We start from the raw sequence: 19,417 nt of genomic DNA on the forward strand, positions 1-19,417 counted from the left end.
GTCTAGCAAGCGCGGCTGGCACCGGTCACAGCAGGGTCATCGGGTCCACGGGCGTGCCGTTGAGCCACGTCTCAAAGTGGGCGTGGCAGCCGGTGGAGTTCCCGGTGCTGCCCGTGTAGGCCAGCAGCTGGCCGCGCGTGACGTGCTGGCCCACGGAGACCAACACCGAGCTGTTGTGATAGTAGACGGTCATCAGCGCATTGCCCTGGATCACGCCGTGGGAAATCCACAGCACGTTGCCGCCCCCGATCACGCGAGTGGTCTGGCCTGCCAATTCGACTGTGCCGTCGGCCGGGGCGTAGACCGGCGTCCCGCAGGTGGCGCCGAAGTCGATTCCGCTGTGAAGGTAGGACCCAGTGCCGTTGAAATCCATGGTTCCCGGCGGGGTCTGCCGCCAGCCGAAGCCAGAGGTGATGGGAATATCGGCCGCGAACGGGTGGCTGAGCCCGAACGCGGACGGGTTGCCCGGCGGCGGCGGCACATAGTTGTTGTTGCCGGCGGCCGCCGCGGCGGCCCGTGCGGCGGCCTCGGCGGCCTCGCGTTCCTTGCGCTGGCGCTCGGCGATCTGGGCGGCCACGGCGTCCTGCTGCTTCTTCACGGCGGCCAGCTTCGACTGGATCTGGGGGCGCTGGGCCTCGAGCCGGTCGTTGAGCGATTTCGTGTCGGCAACCAGCTTGTCCACGGACGCCTTCTTCGCGGCCGCCGCATCGCGGGCGGCCTGCTCGGCGACGAGCGCCGCGTCGGCCTCGGCCTTCAACGCCCTAATCTCCGCCTCGACGGCGGCCAGCCGGGCCTGGGCGTTCTTGTTGCCCGCCTTTTGCGTCGCCAGCTTCTCCAACACGGCGTTCTGGCTGCGCATGGCCGCATCGGCCAGGTTGATGGACCCGGCCAGGTCATTGGTGGAGCCCATGCCCAGGAACAGCGACAGGTTTCCGGGGACGCCGCCGGCCTTGTACGACTGGGCGGCAATCTGCCCGATCAGTTCCTTGGTCTTGGCCTCGACCTTGGCGTCGGCGGCGATCTGGGCGGTGATCTTGTCCTTGTTCTGCTGGGCCAGCTCCGTGCGGGCGGCCAGCGCGTCGACCTTCGCGGTCGCCTCCCCCACCCGCTCTTGCGCGGCCGTCAGGGCCTGCTGCGCGGCCGGCAGCTGGCCCTGGTAGATGACCAGGTCGTGGGCCGCCTTGGCCAGGCCGGCGTCGACGAACTCGAGCGAAGCCTCCACGTCGTGGGCCTGGTCCTGCAGGGCCGCGGCCTGGTCGTCGAGGTTGTCGGCGTGGGCGGGGGCCAGGCCCAGCAACCCGACGGCCAGGACGGCCGCCAAGGCGGCGGATGCCCAGCGGGATGACGACTTCATGGGGTGGAAGGCTCCTTCGAGAGTGGCGATGGGTCAGACCTTCAAGTGGCGGCGCAGCGACACGGACGAGGAGATGGCGGCCAACGCCACGCCCAGGATCAGGAGCAACGGGCCAATGTACAGCGCCTGGTTGGCCGCAATGAACGGCGTGTCCTTGAACTGTCCGGCCAGGAAGCCCTGGACGAAGAACGTGGCAATGGCCCAGACCGCTGCCGAGGCCAGCAGGGCGCCGACGGCGGCCGCGATGACCCCCTCGAGCACAAAGGGCAACTGGATCACCGTCTTCGACGCCCCCACGAGTCGCATGATGCCGATCTCGCGTTGCCGCGATTGGGCCGAGAGCCTGATGGTCGTGGCGATGAGCAGCACCGCGCAGACGATCATGAGCGCGGCGATGCCGATGGCCACCACCGAGGCGGCGTTCATGAACGTGAACAGCGATTCGAGCAGCTTGCGCTGGTCGATGACGGAGTCGACGCCGGGCGTCGCCGAGAACGTCTCGTTGATGATCTGGTATTTCTGCGGGTCCACCAGGCTGATCCGGAACGACGACGGCAGCTGGTCGGCCGTGACCGTGTCCTTGATCGGGGAGTTGGCGAACTGCTCCCTGAAGTGCTTGAGCGCGTCCGCCTGCGATTCGAAGACCGACGACTTGATGTACGGCTTGACGGCCGCCGAGTTCAACAGCGTCTGGATGCCGGCCTTCTGCTCGGCGGTGGCGGGGCCCGACGCGCAATTCGGCGCGTTCGAGGTGTCCGAGCACAGGAAGATGGCCACCTGGACCTTGTCGTACCAGAAGCCCTTCATCTGCGTGATCTGCATCTGCAGCAGCGCGGCCGTGCCCACGAACGTCAACGACACGCACGTGACGAGGACGACCGAGATGACCATGGACAGGTTGCGGCGCAGGCCGCCGCCGATCTCGCTCAGGATGAACGCGAGCCTCATCGGGCCACCTCGTTCCCGGTCTTCCGCTCGATCCGCGGCGGCAGGACATCCGGGTCGGGTTCGCCCTGGCTCAGCCGGGCCCGCCGCGAGCGGGGAGCGCCGTCGTCGTCCGTGGCGGCCGCCGCGGCGGGCACGATCGGGATCATCGACGTGTACTGGGCGCGGGCCTCGTCACGGACGATGTGCCCCCCTTCGAGCTCGATGACGCGCTTGCGCATGGTGTTGACGATGTCGTCGTCGTGCGTGGCCATGACGACCGTGGTGCCGTTCTGGTTGATCCTGTCCAGGATGTTCATGATGCCGACCGAGGTGGTCGGGTCCAGGTTTCCCGTGGGCTCGTCGGCCAGCAGGATGCCGGGCTTGTTGACGATGGCGCGGGCAATGGCCACGCGCTGCTGCTCGCCGCCGGAGAGCTCGGTCGGCTTGCGGCCCTCCTTGTCCTCGAGACCCACGAGCTTGAGGACGTCCGGGACCTCGCGGCGGATGGCGCTGCGGCTCTTGCCGAGCACCTGCATGGCGTAGGCGACGTTCGCGAACACGGTCTTGTTGTTGAGCAGGCGGAAGTCCTGGAACACGACACCGATGCCGCGGCGGAACTTCGGCACCCGCCAGCTGGGCACATTGGCCACGTTCTGGCCGGCCACGTACACGGCGCCCGCATCGGCACGGGTCTCCTTGAGCACCAGCTTCAGGAACGTGGACTTTCCGGAACCGGACGAGCCGACCAGGAAGGCGAACTCGCCACGGTCTACTTCCAGCGTGACGCGCTCGAGCGCCGGCCTGCTCTTGCGATCATAGGCCTTGGTCACATTTTCAAATCGGATCATGACTCTTCGACTGCCCACACGGGTTGGAGCCCGGCACGCCGGTGCATGGGCGCTGGTTTGGGGGAAGAAACCACCGGCTTATCGACTATAGGCATCCGGGCCGTCTTTTCCCGGGCACTCGCGGGGTGTGTCGCCCCTTCGTCCGTTCCTCGTGCCGGGCGAAATAGGTGGGGCAAAGACCGTTCTGCGCAGCGTTGACTCCCCTATCTTGCGCAGCGGGGCATCATGCGCGACTTACGACCCCGAACACTGCGCAGAACGGCACGCCGCTTACCCGATTCGCTGCCGTGGCACTGAACCCCCACCCAGCTCGTGCCACTGGCGCCGAGGCCCTACCCACGCAGCCCCACCCAATTCCCGAATTGGCTGGGGCTTGAGCGCGAGGGGACGAACGGGGTGTGTCGCGGCGGGAGCGAACTGGCTAGGGCCTGCCCACCCCCACACTGGGGTCAGGAGTCGGCGTTGCGGTTGTCGGCGCGCCAGCGGATGCCGGCGTCGATGAAGTCGTCGATGTCCCCGTCGAGCACGGCCGAGGTGTTGCCGACCTCGTGCTCGGTGCGCAGGTCCTTGACCATCTGGTACGGGTTGAGCACGTACGAGCGCATCTGGTCGCCCCAGGACGCCTTCACGTCCCCGGCCAGCGCCTTCTTCGCCGCGTCCTCCTCCTGCTTCTTCAGCAGCAGCAGCCGGGACTGCAGCACGCGCATGGCGGCGGCCCGGTTCTGGATCTGCGACTTCTCGTTCTGCATCGACACGACCGTGCCGGTGGGGAGGTGGGTCAGGCGCACGGCCGAGTCGGTGGTGTTCACGGACTGCCCGCCGGGGCCGGAGGAGCGGAACACGTCCACCCGGATCTCGTTGTCGGGGATCTCGATGGAGTCGGTCTGCTCGATCAGCGGGATGACCTCCACGGCCGCGAACGACGTCTGGCGCCGGCCCTGGTTGTCGAACGGGCTGATGCGCACCAGCCGGTGCGTGCCGGCCTCGACGCTGAGCGTGCCGTAGGCGAAGGGGGCCTTGACCTCGAACGTGGCCGATTTCAGCCCGGCCTCCTCCGCGTAGGACGTGTCGAGCACGGCGGTCGGGTAGCCGTGCCGTTCGGCCCAGCGCAGGTACATGCGCAGCAGCATCTCGGCGAAGTCGGCCGCGTCCACGCCGCCGGCGCCGGAGCGGATGGTGACGACGGCCTCGCGCTCGTCGTATTCGCCGGCCAGCAGCGTCACGACCTCCAGCTCCTTCAGCGCCTTCTGCAGGGTCGGCAGTTCCTTGGCGGCCTCGGCCAGCGTGTCGGCGTCCCCCTCCTCCTGGGCGAGCTCCACGAGGACCTCGAGGTCGTCGATGCGGGCGGCCAGCCCGCGCAGCTTCTCCAGCTTGGACTGGGCGTGGCTGAGCCGCGAGGTCACCTTCTGCGCCAGCGCGGGGTCGTCCCACAGGTCGGGGGCGCCGGCCTGGTCGGACAGGTCCTCGATGTCCTCCAGGAGCTTGTCAACCTCCGACACCTGCTCAATGGACACGTAGGTGGCGCGCAGCGCCTTGATCTCTGCGGAAAAGTCGATCTCAGCCATGATGTTCAAGCCTACGGCATGCGTTGGACGGGCCGGCTACTGGACCAGTTGCGAGCGGGCGGAGCCGGTCACTTCAATGGTCACGCCGGCGGGCACCAGGAAGTTGATGAACAGGGGATGGACGACGGCGGTCAGGCTCACCCGGGCGGTCCTGCCGTCCGGCGTGCCCGTGCCCGGCGCAAGGGCCACCCCGTCCAGCCCCTGGCCGGCGGTGTTCGTGGCCAGGTAGCCGGCGGCGGCCGCGGCGACGCCGGCCTGGGTGAGGGCTGCGGTGGGGTCGCGGGCCGCGGAGCCGGCGACCCTGAACGTGTCCGCGGCGGCGAGCGCGGCGCCGTCCGCCAGGGACAGCAGCCGCTTCTGCCCGATGTACAGGCTGGACGCGGCGGCGACCACGGTCACGAGCAGCAGCGCCAGCAGCACGAAGCCGATCAGCAGCACCATGACCTGGCCGTATTCACCTGGGTCGGGTTCCCCCGGGTCGGGTTCCCCCGGGCCCGATGCACGCGGTGTCGCCCTCGCGGAACCCGTCACCGGAACCGGCCCACCTTCTGGGAGGCGTCGGCCGCGACGGTCGTGGCGGCCAGGTCGATGCCGGGCAGCGCCGCCACAACCGGCAGCGGCACGCGCAGGCTCACGTGCGCGGTGACGATCGCCCCGGGTTCCTGGCAGTCGCGGTCGCAGCTGATGGCCAGTCGCGCGTCGCCCGGCCGGAATCCCAGGTCGCCCACGGCCAGCGCCACGGCCTGTTCGGCCGCCGCCTGCCCGGCCGCCGCGGACGGCATCCGCACATACACCTTCGCGGCCTGGTCGGCGGCACCCACCACGGCGAAGGCCCCGCCCTGCAGCTGGCCGAGCGTGAGCACCAGGTACGCCACCGGGACCATGAGCAGCACGGCCAGGAACACGAATTCCACGACGGCGCTGCCCTCCTGGGCGTCCGGTGACCCGTCGCGGCGCCGGTCACTTGGCCATGACGGCATGTCCGCTCACCTCCAGCGCCCGGGCGGGCCCGAGCAGGCCGATCAGCGGCATGGGCGCCGTGATGGTCACGGTCAGCACATTGCCGCCGGCGCCGGGTTCGACGACGGCGCTCACCTCGTGCGCGTAGCCGGGGCCGAGCCCGCCGCGCACCAGGTAGTCGGCCCGCTCCCGGGCCTCGGCGGCGGTCCGGTCCGCCAGCGCCCCGTAACGGGCGGCCGAGGAGGCCGCGTCCGCCACCGTGTTCCGCACGTGGAGGAGCAGGGCGAGTTGGACGAGGGCCAGGAACAGGACCGTGACCAGCCCGGCGACCAGCACGAAGTCGACGACCGCCGCGCCGCGCTCACAGGTGCCGGACGCGCGGCCAACCAAGCGACCGGCCGGGCGCCCGGCTACTTGCCGACGCTGACCTGTGAGATGGCCTGGTTGAACAGGTCCTTCAGGGCCGGCAGCGCGACGGCCAGCAGCCCGGCGACCAGGACGGCGCTCATCAACGTGATCATGACCCAGCCGGGCACGTCGCCGCGCTCCCCTGCCCGGCCCCGGTGCCTGCCCGCCGGCGGTCTGGCTGTCGAGCCTGCCCGCCGAGCCGACGGTGGGGTGGGCAGGCTCGCCAGCCAGGCCAGCGACAGCAGGGTCGCCGCGGTGAAACGTGTTCTCGGTGAAGACTTCATTGTCCGGTCCTTTGGGATGGGTTGCGGTGTCGGTGTACAAATCGGTGGTGGCGGCCATTCAGAACCCCAGCTCCAGGACGGCGATGCCGGGGAACACGGCAAAGATCACCGTGAGCGGCAGGATGCCGAACACGAGCGGAACCATCATGGCGATTTCCTTGCGTCCCGCGGATTCCATGAGTTCGCGCTTGCCGACGTCGCGCACGTCCTGCGCCTGGGCGCGGAGCACGTCGGCCAGCGGCGTGCCCCGGTTGACGGCCACGCCCAGCCCGTCGACGAAGCGCACGAGCGCGGGGACCCGCACGCGCCGGGCGAAGTCGGTCAGTGCCTCGACCAGCGGCGTGCCGCTGCGGGTCTGCGCGAGGACCATCGTGAATTCGCGGGACAATTCGCCGTGCGACTGGCGGCAGACCCGTTCCAGCGCGCCGGTGGCGGATTCGCCCGCGGCGACGGCGAGCGCCATCAGTTCGGCCAGGGCCGGGAACTCGGCCAGCATGGCGGCCTGCCGGCGCCTGATCTCGACGCCGAGCAGGTGGTCGCGGAGCAGGAACCCGCACAGCGTCAACCCGAGGGCCAGGGCGATGGCGCCGAACACGTTCAACCGGCCGGCCGCGGCGGAGAACAGCACCAGCAACAGGCCCAGCACGAAGCCGCCGGCCGCCCACACCAGCTGCACGGCCCGGAATTCCAGCGCCGACTGCGCCCGCCCGGCCTGCTGCAGCCGGGCGGCGAGCCCGGCGGTGCTCACATTGAACCGCGCAAGCCGGCGAACGGCGTCGCCCATCACCACCCTGCTGATCCGCTCCAACGGTCCGAACAATGCGCCCCGCGCGGCCTCCGCCTCAAGCAGCCGCGACTGCGACGCCACGCTGCGCAGCTGCGGTTCCACGCGCTGGGCGAACGTGGTGCGGCGCATGACCGGCAGCCGGACGAACACCAGCCACAGGCCCAGTCCGAGCACCAGCCCGGTGCCCAACGCCAGCGCCTGCGCCGCGCTCATCGCAGCACCCGTTCCTCGACCGGCAGCGCCCCGATGCGCAGCATGACCCGGTAGCAGAGCACCGAGACGGCCAGTCCCCCGCCCAGCACGATCCAGCCGGCCACGGAGTTGTACGCGCCGATCGCCTCCGGCCGCGTGGCTAGCAGCATGAGCACGATCCACGGCGCCGCAATGGCCAGCCGGGCCGCGTTGACCGTCCACGACTGGCGCGCCTCCAGTTCGCTGCGGGTCCGGGCGTCCTCGCGCAGGAAGTCGGCCAGCGTGCCCAGCAGGCGGCCCAGGTCGGACCCGCCGACGTCCCGGGTGAGCCGCAGCGCCTCAACGATCCTGTCCGCCACGGGATCGGCGAGCCGGGCCTTCAGCCGCTCCAGCGCGGTGTCGAACCGGCCGCTGGCGCGGTAGTCGGCGCCGAAGTCGGTGAACACATCGCGCAGTTCCGGCGGCCCCTTTTCGCCCAGCTGGATCAGCCCCTCCGGCAGGGACAGGCCGGCTCGGATGGCCGAGCGCAGGTGATCGACGACGTCGGGCCACAGTTCGCGCAGCAGCGCCGAGCGGCGTCGTGCCCGCCAGCGCAACGCCGCGATCGGCACGTACCCGGCGAACAGCCCGAAGCAGGCGGCGATGGGGGCCGAGCGTGTGAGCACGAGCACGAGCAGTGCCGCGAACAACGCCAACCCGGCGCAGCTGGCCAGCAGCGACGTGCCGCGCACCTTCTCCACGCCGGCGCGCAGCAGCAACTCGGTGAGCCGGTCGGGACGGTGGGGTGGCTGGCGGGCGGGCGGCGCCGGCCAGCACGCCGCCCAGATGAGGAACAGGCCGACGCCGCCGAGCAACCCCAGGACGGCGGACATCAGCGGTGCCCCAGCAACGCGGCCACGTCGTAGCCGGCGGCGGCGAACTTGTCCTGTGCCGGCAGCGTCGACCCGGCCACCTCCAGGCGGCCGTCGCGGAGGTTGAACACCATGGACGACTCGATGACGCCGTTCTCCACGCGCCGGCCCAGGGACAGCACCTCTTCGACGCGGCGCCGGCCCGTGGGCTGCCGGGCGCAGTGCACCACCAGGTCGACGCAGGACGCGACGGTGGGCAGCACGAACGCCGAGTTGATGTTCTCGCCGGCCAGCAGCGGCAGCGTGCAGATCTTCACGACGGCGTCGTGCGCCGAGTTCGCGTGCACGCTGGCCATCCCCGGCAGGCCCGCGTTCAGGGCGATGAGCATGTCCAGGCTCTCGGCCTCGCGCACCTCGCCAACGATCAACCGGTCCGGGCGCATGCGCAGCGCCTCCTTGACCAGCCGGCGCAGCGGGATGGCGCCGTTCCCCTCGAGGTTCGGCTGGCGGCACTGCATGCCGACCACGTCACGCAACGGTAATTGCAGCTCGAAGATCTCCTCGACCGTGACGACCCGTTCGCGGGAGCCGATGCTGGCGGCCAGGCAGTTCAGCAGCGTCGTCTTGCCGGCCTGGGTGGCGCCGGAGACCAGGATGTTCAGCCCGGCGCTGACGGCCGCGCCCAGGAACCGGGCCGCCTGCGGGGTGAGCGAGCCCAGCTCGACCAGGTGCTCCAACCGGCTGGCCCGGACCGTGAACTTGCGGATGTTCACCGACCAGTGCCGGGCCGTGATGTCGGGGATGGCCACATGCAGCCGGGAGCCGTCCGGCAGCGCGGCGTCCACGAACGGGGAGCTCAGGTCCAGCCGGCGGCCCGAGCTCTTGAGCATCCGCTCGACGAGGTCGCGCACCTGCCCGTCGGTCAGGGCCAGGTCGGTCAGCTCCGATTCGCCGTTGCGGGCCACGAACACGCGGTCCGGGGCGTTGAGCCAGATCTCCTCCACGGCCGGGTCGTCGAGCAGTGGCTGCAGCGGGCCGAACCCGGCGACGGCGTCGAACACGCTGCGCCGGACCGCGTCGGCGTGCACCAGCGGCGGCACGGCACCCAGCAGCGCCCGCTCGTCATAGTCGTTGACGGCGGCCGCCACGAGCTCGCGGACGGCGTCCGTTTCGCGCAACGGATCAAGGCCGCGGCGCCGGATGAGTTCGCGTACCTCATCCTCGACCATCGAGACTGCATCCACGTTTCCCCTCCGCCCGTGATCCGGCGGCCGCCAAATGCGTGCCAAGCAACAAATTGAGTGTCGAGCAACTTGAGTGTCAAGCAATAGTGCGAGTGGTGCACGAGCCTAGCCGGGGATGCGCCATAACACCAGAGCTCGGCCGGGATTGTGGACAACACGCTGGTTCACCCCAAAATTTTGTCCAATTCCCAGCTTTCACGCAGGTAGGCTGGTTCGACCTGTTCCCGGGCAGCGGCACCCCAGCCGGCCCCTACACGGACCGCTACTACGTGGACATCTTCAGCTACTTCGTGTGCGACGGCTGGTTCCACGGCACGTTCCACGCCCGCGAACGGGCCGCCGACGTGCCGATCCTGCCCCTGGGCACCGTGGCCGCCGGGGACAGGGCGCTGCCGGCGCCGGCCGACCCCGACGCCATGCTGGCCGCCATCTACGGCCCCACGTGGCGCACGCCCGATCCGGCGTTCCGCTTCGAGACGCCGGAATCGGCCGGGCGGCGCTACTTCTGGTGGCTGAACCACTTCGACGCGTTCCGGGAGGACTGGGAGGACTTCCACCGGTCCCGGATTGGCGCCTCCGTGACCGGGGAACCGTCGGTGCTGGCCACCTGGTTGGCGGTCGAGCTGCCGGCCGGGTCTACGGTGCTGGAGTTCGGCTGCGGCCTCGGTGCCGACGCCCGCCACCTGGCCGCGCACGGGCACCGGGTGCTGGCCACCGACTTCAGCCGTCCGGCGATCGCCCGCGCCCGGGAGCTGGCGGAGGAGCACGACGCCGCCCGCGGGGGCGGCGGGCCGGTCCGGTTCGCGGTGGCCAACCAGAATTCGGTGCGCGACATGGCCGCCGTGGTGCGCGGCGCCGCCGAACTGGCCGGCCCGGACGCGCCCATCACGGTCGTGGCCCGCAACGTGGTCGACGGGCTGTACTACCTGGGCCGGGACGTGACCTTGTACGCCCTCAAGCACCTGCTGGGCCGCGGCGGCCGGGCCTACCTGCAGATGCGCAACCCCAAGTCCGGTTTTCGGCGCGACCCGTTCGAGCCGGTCGGGGAGACGATCTTCGACACGTGGGACCTCACCGGCCGGCTGGCGTTCTACGGCCTGACCGTGGAACGCGCCAACTTCCTCGACGAGCCCGGGCCCGCCGGTGCGGCCCTGTCGTACATCATCCGAAAGGCAACCCCATGAGCAACCACAGCGCGCCGAAGCGCTTCATCGTCAAGGCCGTCGACCGGGTCAGTCCGGGCACCGCGGCGGCCCTGCGGGCCGGCGCCACGCTGCCGGAGGAGGTCGCCGAACTGCGTGGGCGCCTGGAGGCGGCCGAGCGGGGCTTGGCCGAGCTGCGCGCCACCGTGGACGTGCTCAACCGGGACCTGGACGAATCGCGCCGGCTGAACCTGCGCGCCGCCGAGCTGATGGACGTGGCGTTCACGGAATTGGTGAGGTAGGCCGGGTTGTCGGTGGTCGAGCCTGGGCCCACGGGCGCGAGGGGCCCCGACCGAGCTTGCGAGGGCGGGGAGCGGCTGGGGAGCGAGACCCTCGACGGCCGATTGCTAGAATCGGCAAAGACCTGCGGGGGAACTCGCTTCGAGGGATCGGCGAGCGAGCCGTAGGAGAATTACAGAATTTCATGACTTGGTTGCAGACTGTTCCGACGATCCTGGTCGCGGTGCTCATCATCTTTGTGCCCGGCGCCCTGCTGGCCCGGTGCCTGGGCACGCGCGGGCTGGCCTGGGCGGCCACCGCCGCACCGCTGACCGTGTCCCTCGTCTCGGTGGGGGCCATCCTCGCGCAGAAGGTCCACGTCCGCTGGTCCCTGGGCGTCCTGGCGGTCGTCACGATCGTCGCCTGCGCCATCGCCGTGGCCGCCCGGCTGCCGCTCATCCTGCGGCGGCGCCGCGAAGGGCGCGGCGGCGCCCCGTGGACGTGGCCACCACTCCCCCTGGCGCTCAGCGTTGCGGCCGGATTCGCCGTGCCCGTGCTCATCCTCGGCATCCGGTTTGCGAAGATCTTCATCAACCCGGCGAACATCTCCCAGACGTACGACAACGTCTTCCATCTCAACGCGATCAGGTTCATCCTGAACACCGGCAATGGGTCCTCGCTGAACATCGGCACCCTGGACCCGGTGTCACCGTCCATGTTCTACCCGGCCGCCTGGCATGACCTGGTGGCACTGGTGGTGGGCGCCACCACGGTGCCCATCCCGGTTGGGGTCAATGCGGTCAACATGGTGCTCGGGGCCCTGGTGTGGACCACGTCGTCCATCTACCTGGCCAGCCGGGTCCTCGGCACGCGGCCGGCGACCTTCCTGGCCACCGGAGCCCTGGCGGCCGCCTTCGGCGCGTTCCCGTACCTGCTGATGGAATTCGGCGTGCTGTACCCGAATTTCCTGGCCCTCACCGTCCTTCCGGTCTTCGTGGCCCTCGCCGCGGACCTGGTGAAGGTGTCCGTGGAGCCGCGCCCGGGGCCCGTGCTCGCCGCCGTGCTGATTGCCGCGGGCCTGCCCGGCCTGGCGTTGGCACACCCCAGCGTCCTGATGGCCTTCGGCGTGTTCGCGCTGGCGCCGCTGGTGGCGTGGCTGGTGCTGCGGGTGCGGGACGCCGTGCGCGGGCAGCTGGCGTGGCCCTGGGCCGCGGGGGCCGTGGTGGTGGTGGCCGCGTATGTAGTGACGCTCAACTACATGTGGGGGGTGGTGCGGCCCAGCAAGGCAGCCTCCTTCTGGCCGCCCGTGCAGACCATTTCACAGGCCTTTGGCGAGGCCCTGACCAACGGCCCGTTGGGGCGCCCGACGCCCTGGCTGGTGGCCGCCCTGACCCTGGTCGGCATCTACGCAGTGTTCCGCCGGCGCCGCGGGTACTGGCTGCTGGGCGCGTTCGCCATCAGCTGCTTCCTGTTCATCGTCGTCTCCGCCTTCGCCAAGGACGACCTGCGCAATTTCTTCACGGGTGTCTGGTACAACGACAGCTACCGGCTGGCCGCCATGCTGCCCGTTTTCGCGCTGCCTGTGGCCGCTGTCGGGGCCCAGTGGCTGTTCGGCCTGGCCATGGCGACCAAGCCCATTACGGCGCTGCAGCCGGTGGGCCGGCGCAGGGTGGCCCTGGCCGTCGGCGCCGTCGGATGGGTTGCCGTCATCGTGCTGGCGCAGGGGTATGCCGTCGCGTCGGCGCAGGGCAAGGCCCGCGCCCAGTATGCGCTGACTTCCGATTCGGCGCTCCTGACGACGGATGAGAACACGCTGCTGTTGCGGGTCCCCGAGCACGTACCGACCAACGGGATCATCGTCGACAACCCTGGGACCGGGGGCGCGCTGGCCTATGCGCTGGCCAACCGGCGGGTGGTCCTGCCGGCGGTCAGCTCGTCGCCGGGGCCGGACGACCAGACCCTCATCCAGCACCTGCCAAGCGTGAACCATGACCCGGCCGTGTGCGCGGCCGTGAAGGCGCTTGGATCGTTCTACGTGCTGGACTTCGGGCCCCGGGAAATCAACGGCATGCACCACACGTTCCCCACGTCCGAACAGTTGGCGACCACCCCTGGACTGGAGCTCGTGGACCACGAGGGCGCGGCCAAGCTGTACCGCATCACGGCCTGCGGGTAACCCCCGGCCGCGACAAGTCCGATCTGACAGGCTCGACCACCGGTGATTGAGCCTGTCGAAATCACCTGTCGAAATCGCCTGTGGCCGACGGTCCCGCTAGACCTCGTACCCCTGCGGGTTGTCATGCTGCCAGCGCCAGTGGTCCTGGCACATCTGGGCCAGGTTCCGGTGTGCCGACCAGCCCAGGTCCGCCAGGGCGGCCGACGGGTCGGCGAAGCTGACCGCGGTGTCGCCGGGCCGGCGGGCGGCGAACTCGAACGGCACGGGCGCCCCGGCCGCCTCGCCGAAGGCGTGGATGACCTCCAGCACGGAGGATCCGCGCCCGGTGCCCAGGTTCCAGCGGAAGACGCCGTCGTGCCCGGGCAGGTAGTCCAGGGCGGCCAGGTGGCCGGCGGCGAGATCCATCACGTGGATGTAGTCGCGCACGCCGGTGCCGTCGGGGGTCGGGTAGTCGTTGCCGAACACCATGACCTTCTCGCGTCGGCCCACGGCCACCTGGGCGACGAACGGCAGCAGGTTGTTCGGGATGCCGCGCGGATCCTCCCCGATGCGGCCGGATTCGTGCGCGCCGACCGGGTTGAAGTAGCGCAGCAACGCGATGCGCCAGGTGGGGTCCGCGGCACCGAGATCCGTGAGGATGTCCTCGATCTGCTCCTTCGTGCGGCCGTACGGGTTCGTGGCGTCCAGCGGCATCTTCTCGACCAGCGGCACCTCCTCGCTGGCACCGTACACGGTCGCGGAGGAGCTGAAGACGAGCGTCTTGACGCCGTGCGCGTCCATGGCTGCCAGCAGGTTCAGGGTGCCGACCACATTGTTCTGGTAGTACATGAGCGGCTTTGCCACGGACTCGCCGACGGCCTTCAGCCCGGCGAAATGGATGACGGCGTCGATGCCGGCACCGGCAAAGGCTCGGTCGACGGCGGCGGCGTCCAGCAGGTCCGCCTCGATGAACGCCGCGGCCCGGCCGGTCAATTCCTCGATGCGGCGCAGCGATTCGGCCGACGAATTGGCCAGGTTGTCAAGGACGACGACGTCGTGCCCGGCCTCCAACAGGCAAAGCACGGTGTGCGAGCCGATGTATCCGGCACCGCCGGTAACCAAAACCTTCATGGGCTCAAGCCTATAGGGAACGGCACAGTAGACTCTGACGTTGTGTCGCGGATGGCTCCGGCGGCTTGCCGAATGGTTCGTTGATGTGGACGACTTACACCTTAGCCGCAATTACTTCAAGGCGCCCGTCCCTTACCGTGCGTGCTACCTGAGCAGATTGGGAAAACCTCATGACTGGACATCAAAAGCAACTGCGCGTCCTACACCTGGGCGACATATCTGGTACCTCGCGGAATGTCATTGAAATCGCCCGTGGCAAGGGACTCGACTGGTCGTTGCGCGGCGTGCCCGCCGGGCGAGGGGCCAACGCAGCTCTGATTGCCGGTCGGCGGATGTGCGACTTGGTGACCGTCCGCATGCTGCGGCCGCGCCCGGACATCCTCCACATCAACTACGGTGTGTCCGGTTACTACGGCTGGGGTCGAAATCACGTTGTGCTTCACCTGCACGGCACGGACGTGAGACAGGACCTGAACTCCCGTGTGCTGGGTCCCGTGGTCCGTCGTTCAATCGCAACGGCCGACGCCGTGCTGTATTCGACCCCCGACATGGCGGACGCCGTCCACGCACTGCGGCCAGACGCGACCTGGTTTCCGGCACCGCTGCCGCCGGCGGCCGGAACAATCGTGGCGCCGACGCAGCCGCGAACCGGCCGACGCGTGTTCTTCGCCAGCCGCTGGGATGACTCCAAGGGCGCCGTGGAGCTTGTCCGCGCCGCGGAGTCGCTGCGCCGCGACCGGCCCGGGCTCGAACTCCTGGGTCTCGATTGGGGAATCCACAAGGACCAGGCACGGGCCGCGGGCGTGACCTTGCTGCCGCACATGCCCGAGGATCGGTTCCGCGCCCAGCTCGCAGGCGCCGACGTCGTGGTGGGGCAGATCGCGTTCGGTGCGCTCGGTCTGGCCGATCTCGAGGCCATGGCGCAGGCCCGCCCCCTCGTGGCCCGTTTCACGCTTAAGCACGAATATGGCAGCCAGGCGCCGTTGTTCAACACCGTGGATGCCGATCCGGCCACGCTCGTGGAGCGCATCCTCGACGATCCGGTGGAGGCCGAACGGATCGCCGAACGTGGCCGACAGTGGGCATTGGAACACCACTCGGCCGTGGTTCTCGAGGAAAAACTCGAAGCCATCTACGCCGGTCTGGCAGACCGCGGCCAACATCACCGCAGACATCAATAGTCACACGTGTCACATCAGGCGCACGGGCCACAACACTAGTAGTCTGGCAGGGCGATGGCGGCCACATTTCGTGATGTCACGGGAGTGGCGCCACGCAAGATCATCTTCGCCGCCCTGACCCGGAGCCACTGCCATGAGCCAACACCATCCCCACCGGGCCACGCCCCTTCGCGACAATACGCCACGGCGCGTCGTCGCGCGGACCTCAGCCGGCCTGATTGCGGCGTCGCTGGCTTTGACCTTGGGCATCTCCCCCGTGTTCGCAACGACGACACCGCCCCCGCCGGGGCAACCAAGCGCGTCGGCAGGGACGACGGCGGCCGCGGATTCCATCGTCACGCCGAGCCCGACTCCACGCACCCTGGCGACTACCCCGCCGTCGTCCACGCCTGCCGCCACCGCTCCGGCGGCACCGCAGGCGTCCCCCGACGCGGCTGACGTGGCGAAGTACGGGGCCTACATGGGCATGAGCCTGTCCAAGGGCATATCCAGCCGGGAACGCCACCTGCGCGGAACCGTCAACGAAAAGCGGCTGAAATCGGTGTCATCCGCCGCCGAGCCCATGTCCGCCTCCGGCACTCCGGCCGGTGTCCTGGGAATGGATGTGAGCGGCTGGCAGGCCGACGCTACGACCCACACCGTCAGCCAGGTCGACTGGAGCCGTCAGTGGGCCCTGGGCGCCCGATTCGTCTACATCAAGGCGACCGAAGGCACGTCGTTCAAAGACGCCTCATTCTCATCCCACTACACCGGAGCTTCAAAGGTCGGCATGCTGCGGGGTGCCTACCATTTCGCCCGCCCCGACCAATCCGGCGGAGTCACGCAGGCCAACTTCTTCGTCGACAACGGCGGTGGCTGGAGCGCCGATGGCAAGACGATGCCACCCCTCCTTGACATGGAAGACTACTCAGGCCTGCCGCATTGCTATGGGTACAGCGCGGCGCAGATGGTCGCGTGGATCAAGTCCTTCTCCAACCAGGTCCTGGCCCGGACCGGCCGGCTGCCGATGATCTACACGAACTACTACTGGTGGCAGGACTGCACGGGCAACTCGACGGCGTTCACCAACCAGCCACTGCACATCGCCGCCTATGGGACGACGAATCCATTGATGCCGGGCGGCTGGAGCACATACAGCGTGTGGCAGTACAGCGACAACGGGCCCTTCGCCGGCGACTCCAATGTCTGGAACGGAACCCTGGCCGGGTTGCAGAAATTCGCCACCGCAGGGTCGGCCTCCCTTCCCGCTCCGTCGATCGCCAGTCCGGGCGACGTGGTGGCAGCCGACACGTCCGGGACGCTGTGGGACTACCCATCCGACGGGGCGGGCGGGTTCGGCGATCGGCGGAAGATCGGCAACGGCTGGCTCGGGCTGCGCTCGATCAACGTGATCGACTGGAACGCCGACGGCACTTTCGACCTCGTGGCCCAGTGGACCAATGGCAAGGTCAACGTCTACCTGGGCTCGCCGTCGGGCGGGTTCGATGTCGGCCCCACCCTGGCCACATCGGGCTGGGCGGGCAGCCAATTGACCATCGGCTACTGGCTCTCCAGCAGCAACTACCCGCAAATCCTGGCCCGCTCGGCCACCGGTGCCCTGACACTCTGGCCCAACCCGTCCGGTGCCGGGCTCGGCGCCCCGCGCACCATTGGCAACGGGTGGGGCGGACTGAACCTGGTCATGGTCGACTACGACGGCGACGGGAACCAGGACGTCCTGGCCCAGGACTCCGCCGGCGCGCTGTGGCTGTACCGGTCGGACGGTCGTGGCAACTTCACCCAGGAAACGCCTCGGGTGGTCGGCAACGGCTGGAACACCATGACAAGCCTGAGCATCGGCACCGGGTTCGCCGGCGCGGGCAGCGTCGGAATCGTGGCACGCACCAAGGCGGGGGCCCTGCTCTACTACCCCGTGCCGGGCAACTCCACCATCGGTTCTGCGCGCCAGATCGGCAACGGTTGGGGTTCGTTCCTCATCGCCGGCGGCGAGACGATCAATGCCGGCCCAGCACAACCGGCGCCGTCACCGTCGCCTACACCGGCGCCTTCCAAGCCGGCGCCCAAGCCCACGCCGGCACCATCGATACCGGCCGCGGCAGACGTCGTCGCCGTCGATTCCCGAGGCATCCTCTGGCGGTACCCGGTGACAACTGGTCACATCGGCATGCCGGTCCAGATCGGTGCCGGGTTTGTCGGTACAATCTCGGTCCATGTGGTTGACTGGGACGCGGACGGGACCCTCGATCTGCTCGTCCAGTGGTCGTCGGGGCGCCTGAGCGTCTACCGCGGAGCCGCACGGGGCGGCTTCGAGCTGCCCATCACGATGGACGCCTCCGGGTGGGCCGGCAGAGACATCACCGCCGGACGATGGACGACGGCAACCCGGTTGCCGTCCATCGTGTCCCGGGAACCGGACGGAACGTTGCGCTCGTACGCATCGACGGGCACTGGGCTGGGTCCGGCCACGCAAATCGGTGTCGGTTTCGGCGGCATGCACCCGATCATGGTGGACGCCGACGGCGATGGCCGGGTTGACATCGTCACACTGGACTATGTCAACCGACTCACGCTGTTCCGCTCGAACGGTGCCGGTGCCTTCATCGCGGAGACCCCCCGCAGGCTCGACGGCGGCCCGGTCTCACCCGGGCAGTTGCTCCCCGCCACGGGGTTCGCGTCGGTCGGGATGGCCGGCCTGCTGGCCAGGACGGCGGGCGGCCAACTGGTCCACTACTCCTTGACGTCGGCCGGACTGGGCCGGGCCACCCAAGTGGGGACCGGCTGGTCAGCCTTCACGATCGCCGGCAGCAAGGTGCTCACCCGGTCGGCGCCGCTCGCGTCCACCTCCGACGTCCTCACCATCGACGCGTCCGGAGGGCTGTGGGACCGACCGGCGACAGGCAACGGCCGGTACGGTGCGCCCTACCAGATCGGCTTCGGGTTCACGGGCATCAAGTCAATCCACGCCGTTGACTACAACGCCGACGGCGTGGCCGATGTCTTGGCCCAGTGGAACAACGGGGCCGTGGCCGTTTTCTACGGGCGGGCTACGGGCGGCTTCGCCGACAAACACCCCTTGGCGGCTGGCGGGTGGTCCGGCGTCGACTTCGTTACCGGGCCGTGGTCGGGGCAACGGTTCCCAGGACTCGTGGGGACCAACGCCGTCGGGAACCTCTTCTACTGGCCGAACACCGACGGGGCCAGCATCGGCAGTCCGCAACAGATCGGCAACGGCTGGGGTGGACTACGGCTTGCCATGATCGACTTCGACCGCAATGGCACCCAGGACGTGCTGGCCGTCGACCGGGCGGGCTACATGAGGCTGTACCGTGGAACCGGGCGAGGAGGCTTCGTCCCCGAAGACCGGCCGGTTGTGGGCCACGGGTGGGGCGCGGTCCGGCAATTCCGCGGGACCACGTCGTTCACCTCCGGCTCGGGCGTCACAGCCCTGATGAACACCGGCGAGCTGCGCTACTACCCCCTGGTTTCCGCAGGCACCTGGGGGATGCCGAGCACCACCACCTAGCCCTTGGCGGGGCTCTGGTGGCGCCGCAGCTCCCAGCCGAGTCTTGTGCTAGGAAGTCTTTCCGGTGCGGTCACCAGAAGCCTGCGGATTCCCGTCATCCTCCGGTCCGCTGACGGTGATCTGATCACTGGTGGCCGGCGGTGCTTGGAATGGACTCTTGTCTGACTCGTCGAGCGCCAGCCGCCGGGCCAGCTTGGTCGCGGTCTCCTCCATCTGGCGGAACCGCTGGTAGGTGGTGGCCATGAACACCAAGACGCTGACGATCAAAGCGTAGAGCACCAGATCGGTGCCTCTACCAACACCGAAGAAACGGGCGATCAACGTCAAGATGGTGGGGAAGAAGATGGAGAACGCGGCCAAGAGAGCGAACAGCATCAGCATCATGCGTCGAATGGCCAGATGCCTGGCGTTGGAACCACCGCGCATAAGGGCGAAGGACACCCCGATGACGGCGAGGACTAGGGCGACTTGAACGAATATCTGCACTTGTTTACCTGGTGACGTCGAAGAAGGTGTCGCATGTCATACGCCCTCGCGGGGCGCTGCACACATTGCGGTCAGGGCGAAAGGGCGTGACGGCCCCACG

18 protein-coding genes are annotated in these 19,417 nt (G+C 69.2%); 5 read left to right on the forward strand and 13 right to left on the reverse strand.

Annotation, left to right across the window (positions count from 1 at the left end; translation table 11 throughout):
- Positions 1-25: 25 nt before the first annotated feature.
- The 11 genes from EJC77_RS00405 to EJC77_RS00455 all read right to left on the reverse strand — a co-directional run bounded on the left by EJC77_RS00405 (position 26) and on the right by EJC77_RS00455 (position 9,420).
- Complete coding sequence (locus tag EJC77_RS00405; protein ID WP_125609590.1) at positions 26-1,354, reverse strand: peptidoglycan DD-metalloendopeptidase family protein; 1,329 nt, start codon at positions 1,352-1,354, stop codon at positions 26-28.
- A 33-nt stretch (positions 1,355-1,387) separates the two neighbouring features.
- Entirely contained in the window at positions 1,388-2,302 is a 915-nt protein-coding gene (ftsX, locus tag EJC77_RS00410) for a permease-like cell division protein FtsX (protein WP_125609591.1), read from the reverse strand.
- Positions 2,299-3,129 (reverse strand): cell division ATP-binding protein FtsE, encoded by an 831-nt coding sequence (ftsE, locus tag EJC77_RS00415; protein ID WP_125609592.1) that lies wholly within the window; start codon positions 3,127-3,129, stop codon positions 2,299-2,301. Before ftsE ends, ftsX begins: the two co-directional genes overlap by 4 nt.
- A gap of 449 nt (positions 3,130-3,578) precedes the next feature.
- Positions 3,579-4,694, reverse strand: coding sequence for a peptide chain release factor 2 (gene prfB, locus EJC77_RS00420; RefSeq protein ID WP_125609593.1), 1,116 nt, complete (start codon positions 4,692-4,694; stop codon positions 3,579-3,581).
- Between the two features lie 36 nt (positions 4,695-4,730).
- Positions 4,731-5,135, reverse strand: coding sequence for a pilus assembly protein TadG-related protein (locus EJC77_RS00425; RefSeq protein ID WP_125609594.1), 405 nt, complete (start codon positions 5,133-5,135; stop codon positions 4,731-4,733).
- 86 nt (positions 5,136-5,221) lie between these two features.
- Positions 5,222-5,674 (reverse strand): hypothetical protein, encoded by a 453-nt coding sequence (locus EJC77_RS00430; protein WP_164520260.1) that lies wholly within the window; start codon positions 5,672-5,674, stop codon positions 5,222-5,224.
- On the reverse strand, positions 5,655-6,044 hold the full coding sequence (locus EJC77_RS00435; RefSeq protein WP_125609595.1) for a TadE/TadG family type IV pilus assembly protein: 390 nt from the start codon (positions 6,042-6,044) through the stop codon (positions 5,655-5,657). The genes EJC77_RS00430 and EJC77_RS00435 overlap by 20 nt, the downstream gene beginning before the upstream one ends.
- A gap of 20 nt (positions 6,045-6,064) precedes the next feature.
- The gene (locus EJC77_RS00440) at positions 6,065-6,346 is read right to left on the reverse strand and encodes a hypothetical protein (RefSeq protein ID WP_125609596.1); all 282 of its coding nucleotides are present in this window, start codon (positions 6,344-6,346) and stop codon (positions 6,065-6,067) included.
- Between the two features lie 58 nt (positions 6,347-6,404).
- A complete protein-coding gene (locus tag EJC77_RS00445; RefSeq protein WP_125609597.1) occupies positions 6,405-7,346 on the reverse strand; it encodes a type II secretion system F family protein in 942 nt (313 codons plus the stop codon).
- The gene (locus EJC77_RS00450; protein ID WP_125609598.1) at positions 7,343-8,197 is read right to left on the reverse strand and encodes a type II secretion system F family protein; all 855 of its coding nucleotides are present in this window, start codon (positions 8,195-8,197) and stop codon (positions 7,343-7,345) included. Before EJC77_RS00450 ends, EJC77_RS00445 begins: the two co-directional genes overlap by 4 nt.
- Positions 8,197-9,420: a TadA family conjugal transfer-associated ATPase gene (locus tag EJC77_RS00455; RefSeq protein ID WP_125609599.1), complete on the reverse strand. Its 1,224-nt coding sequence runs from the start codon at positions 9,418-9,420 to the stop codon at positions 8,197-8,199. Before EJC77_RS00455 ends, EJC77_RS00450 begins: the two co-directional genes overlap by 1 nt.
- Positions 9,421-9,689: 269 nt before the next feature.
- Between EJC77_RS00455 and EJC77_RS20235 the strand changes: the two genes are divergently transcribed.
- The 3 genes from EJC77_RS20235 (at position 9,690) to EJC77_RS00470 (ending at position 13,017) form a co-directional block, all read left to right on the forward strand.
- The gene (locus tag EJC77_RS20235; protein ID WP_164520261.1) at positions 9,690-10,604 is read left to right on the forward strand and encodes a class I SAM-dependent methyltransferase; all 915 of its coding nucleotides are present in this window, start codon (positions 9,690-9,692) and stop codon (positions 10,602-10,604) included.
- Positions 10,601-10,864, forward strand: coding sequence for a hypothetical protein (locus EJC77_RS00465; RefSeq protein ID WP_125609600.1), 264 nt, complete (start codon positions 10,601-10,603; stop codon positions 10,862-10,864). The genes EJC77_RS20235 and EJC77_RS00465 overlap by 4 nt, the downstream gene beginning before the upstream one ends.
- Before the next feature lie 182 nt (positions 10,865-11,046).
- Entirely contained in the window at positions 11,047-13,017 is a 1,971-nt protein-coding gene (locus tag EJC77_RS00470; protein ID WP_125609601.1) for a DUF6541 family protein, read from the forward strand.
- Between the two features lie 96 nt (positions 13,018-13,113).
- Here EJC77_RS00470 and galE read toward each other — a convergent pair whose 3' ends face one another.
- Entirely contained in the window at positions 13,114-14,127 is a 1,014-nt protein-coding gene (gene galE, locus EJC77_RS00475) for a UDP-glucose 4-epimerase GalE (RefSeq protein WP_125609602.1), read from the reverse strand.
- Positions 14,128-14,411: 284 nt separating this feature from the next.
- Here galE and EJC77_RS00480 point away from each other — a divergent pair, with 284 nt between their 5' ends.
- Both EJC77_RS00480 and EJC77_RS00485 read left to right on the forward strand, forming a co-directional pair.
- Complete coding sequence (locus EJC77_RS00480; RefSeq protein ID WP_240629602.1) at positions 14,412-15,308, forward strand: glycosyltransferase; 897 nt, start codon at positions 14,412-14,414, stop codon at positions 15,306-15,308.
- Positions 15,309-15,441: 133 nt separating this feature from the next.
- The gene (locus EJC77_RS00485) at positions 15,442-18,831 is read left to right on the forward strand and encodes a GH25 family lysozyme (RefSeq protein WP_125609604.1); all 3,390 of its coding nucleotides are present in this window, start codon (positions 15,442-15,444) and stop codon (positions 18,829-18,831) included.
- Positions 18,832-18,879: 48 nt separating this feature from the next.
- Here the strand turns inward: EJC77_RS00485 and EJC77_RS00490 are convergent, their stop codons facing one another.
- Positions 18,880-19,317, reverse strand: coding sequence for a DUF2304 domain-containing protein (locus EJC77_RS00490; protein WP_125609605.1), 438 nt, complete (start codon positions 19,315-19,317; stop codon positions 18,880-18,882).
- Positions 19,318-19,417 lie beyond the last annotated feature (100 nt).

Source organism: Specibacter cremeus, from assembly GCF_003946885.1.
Classification (GTDB): Bacteria; Actinomycetota; Actinomycetes; order Actinomycetales; family Micrococcaceae; genus Specibacter; species Specibacter cremeus.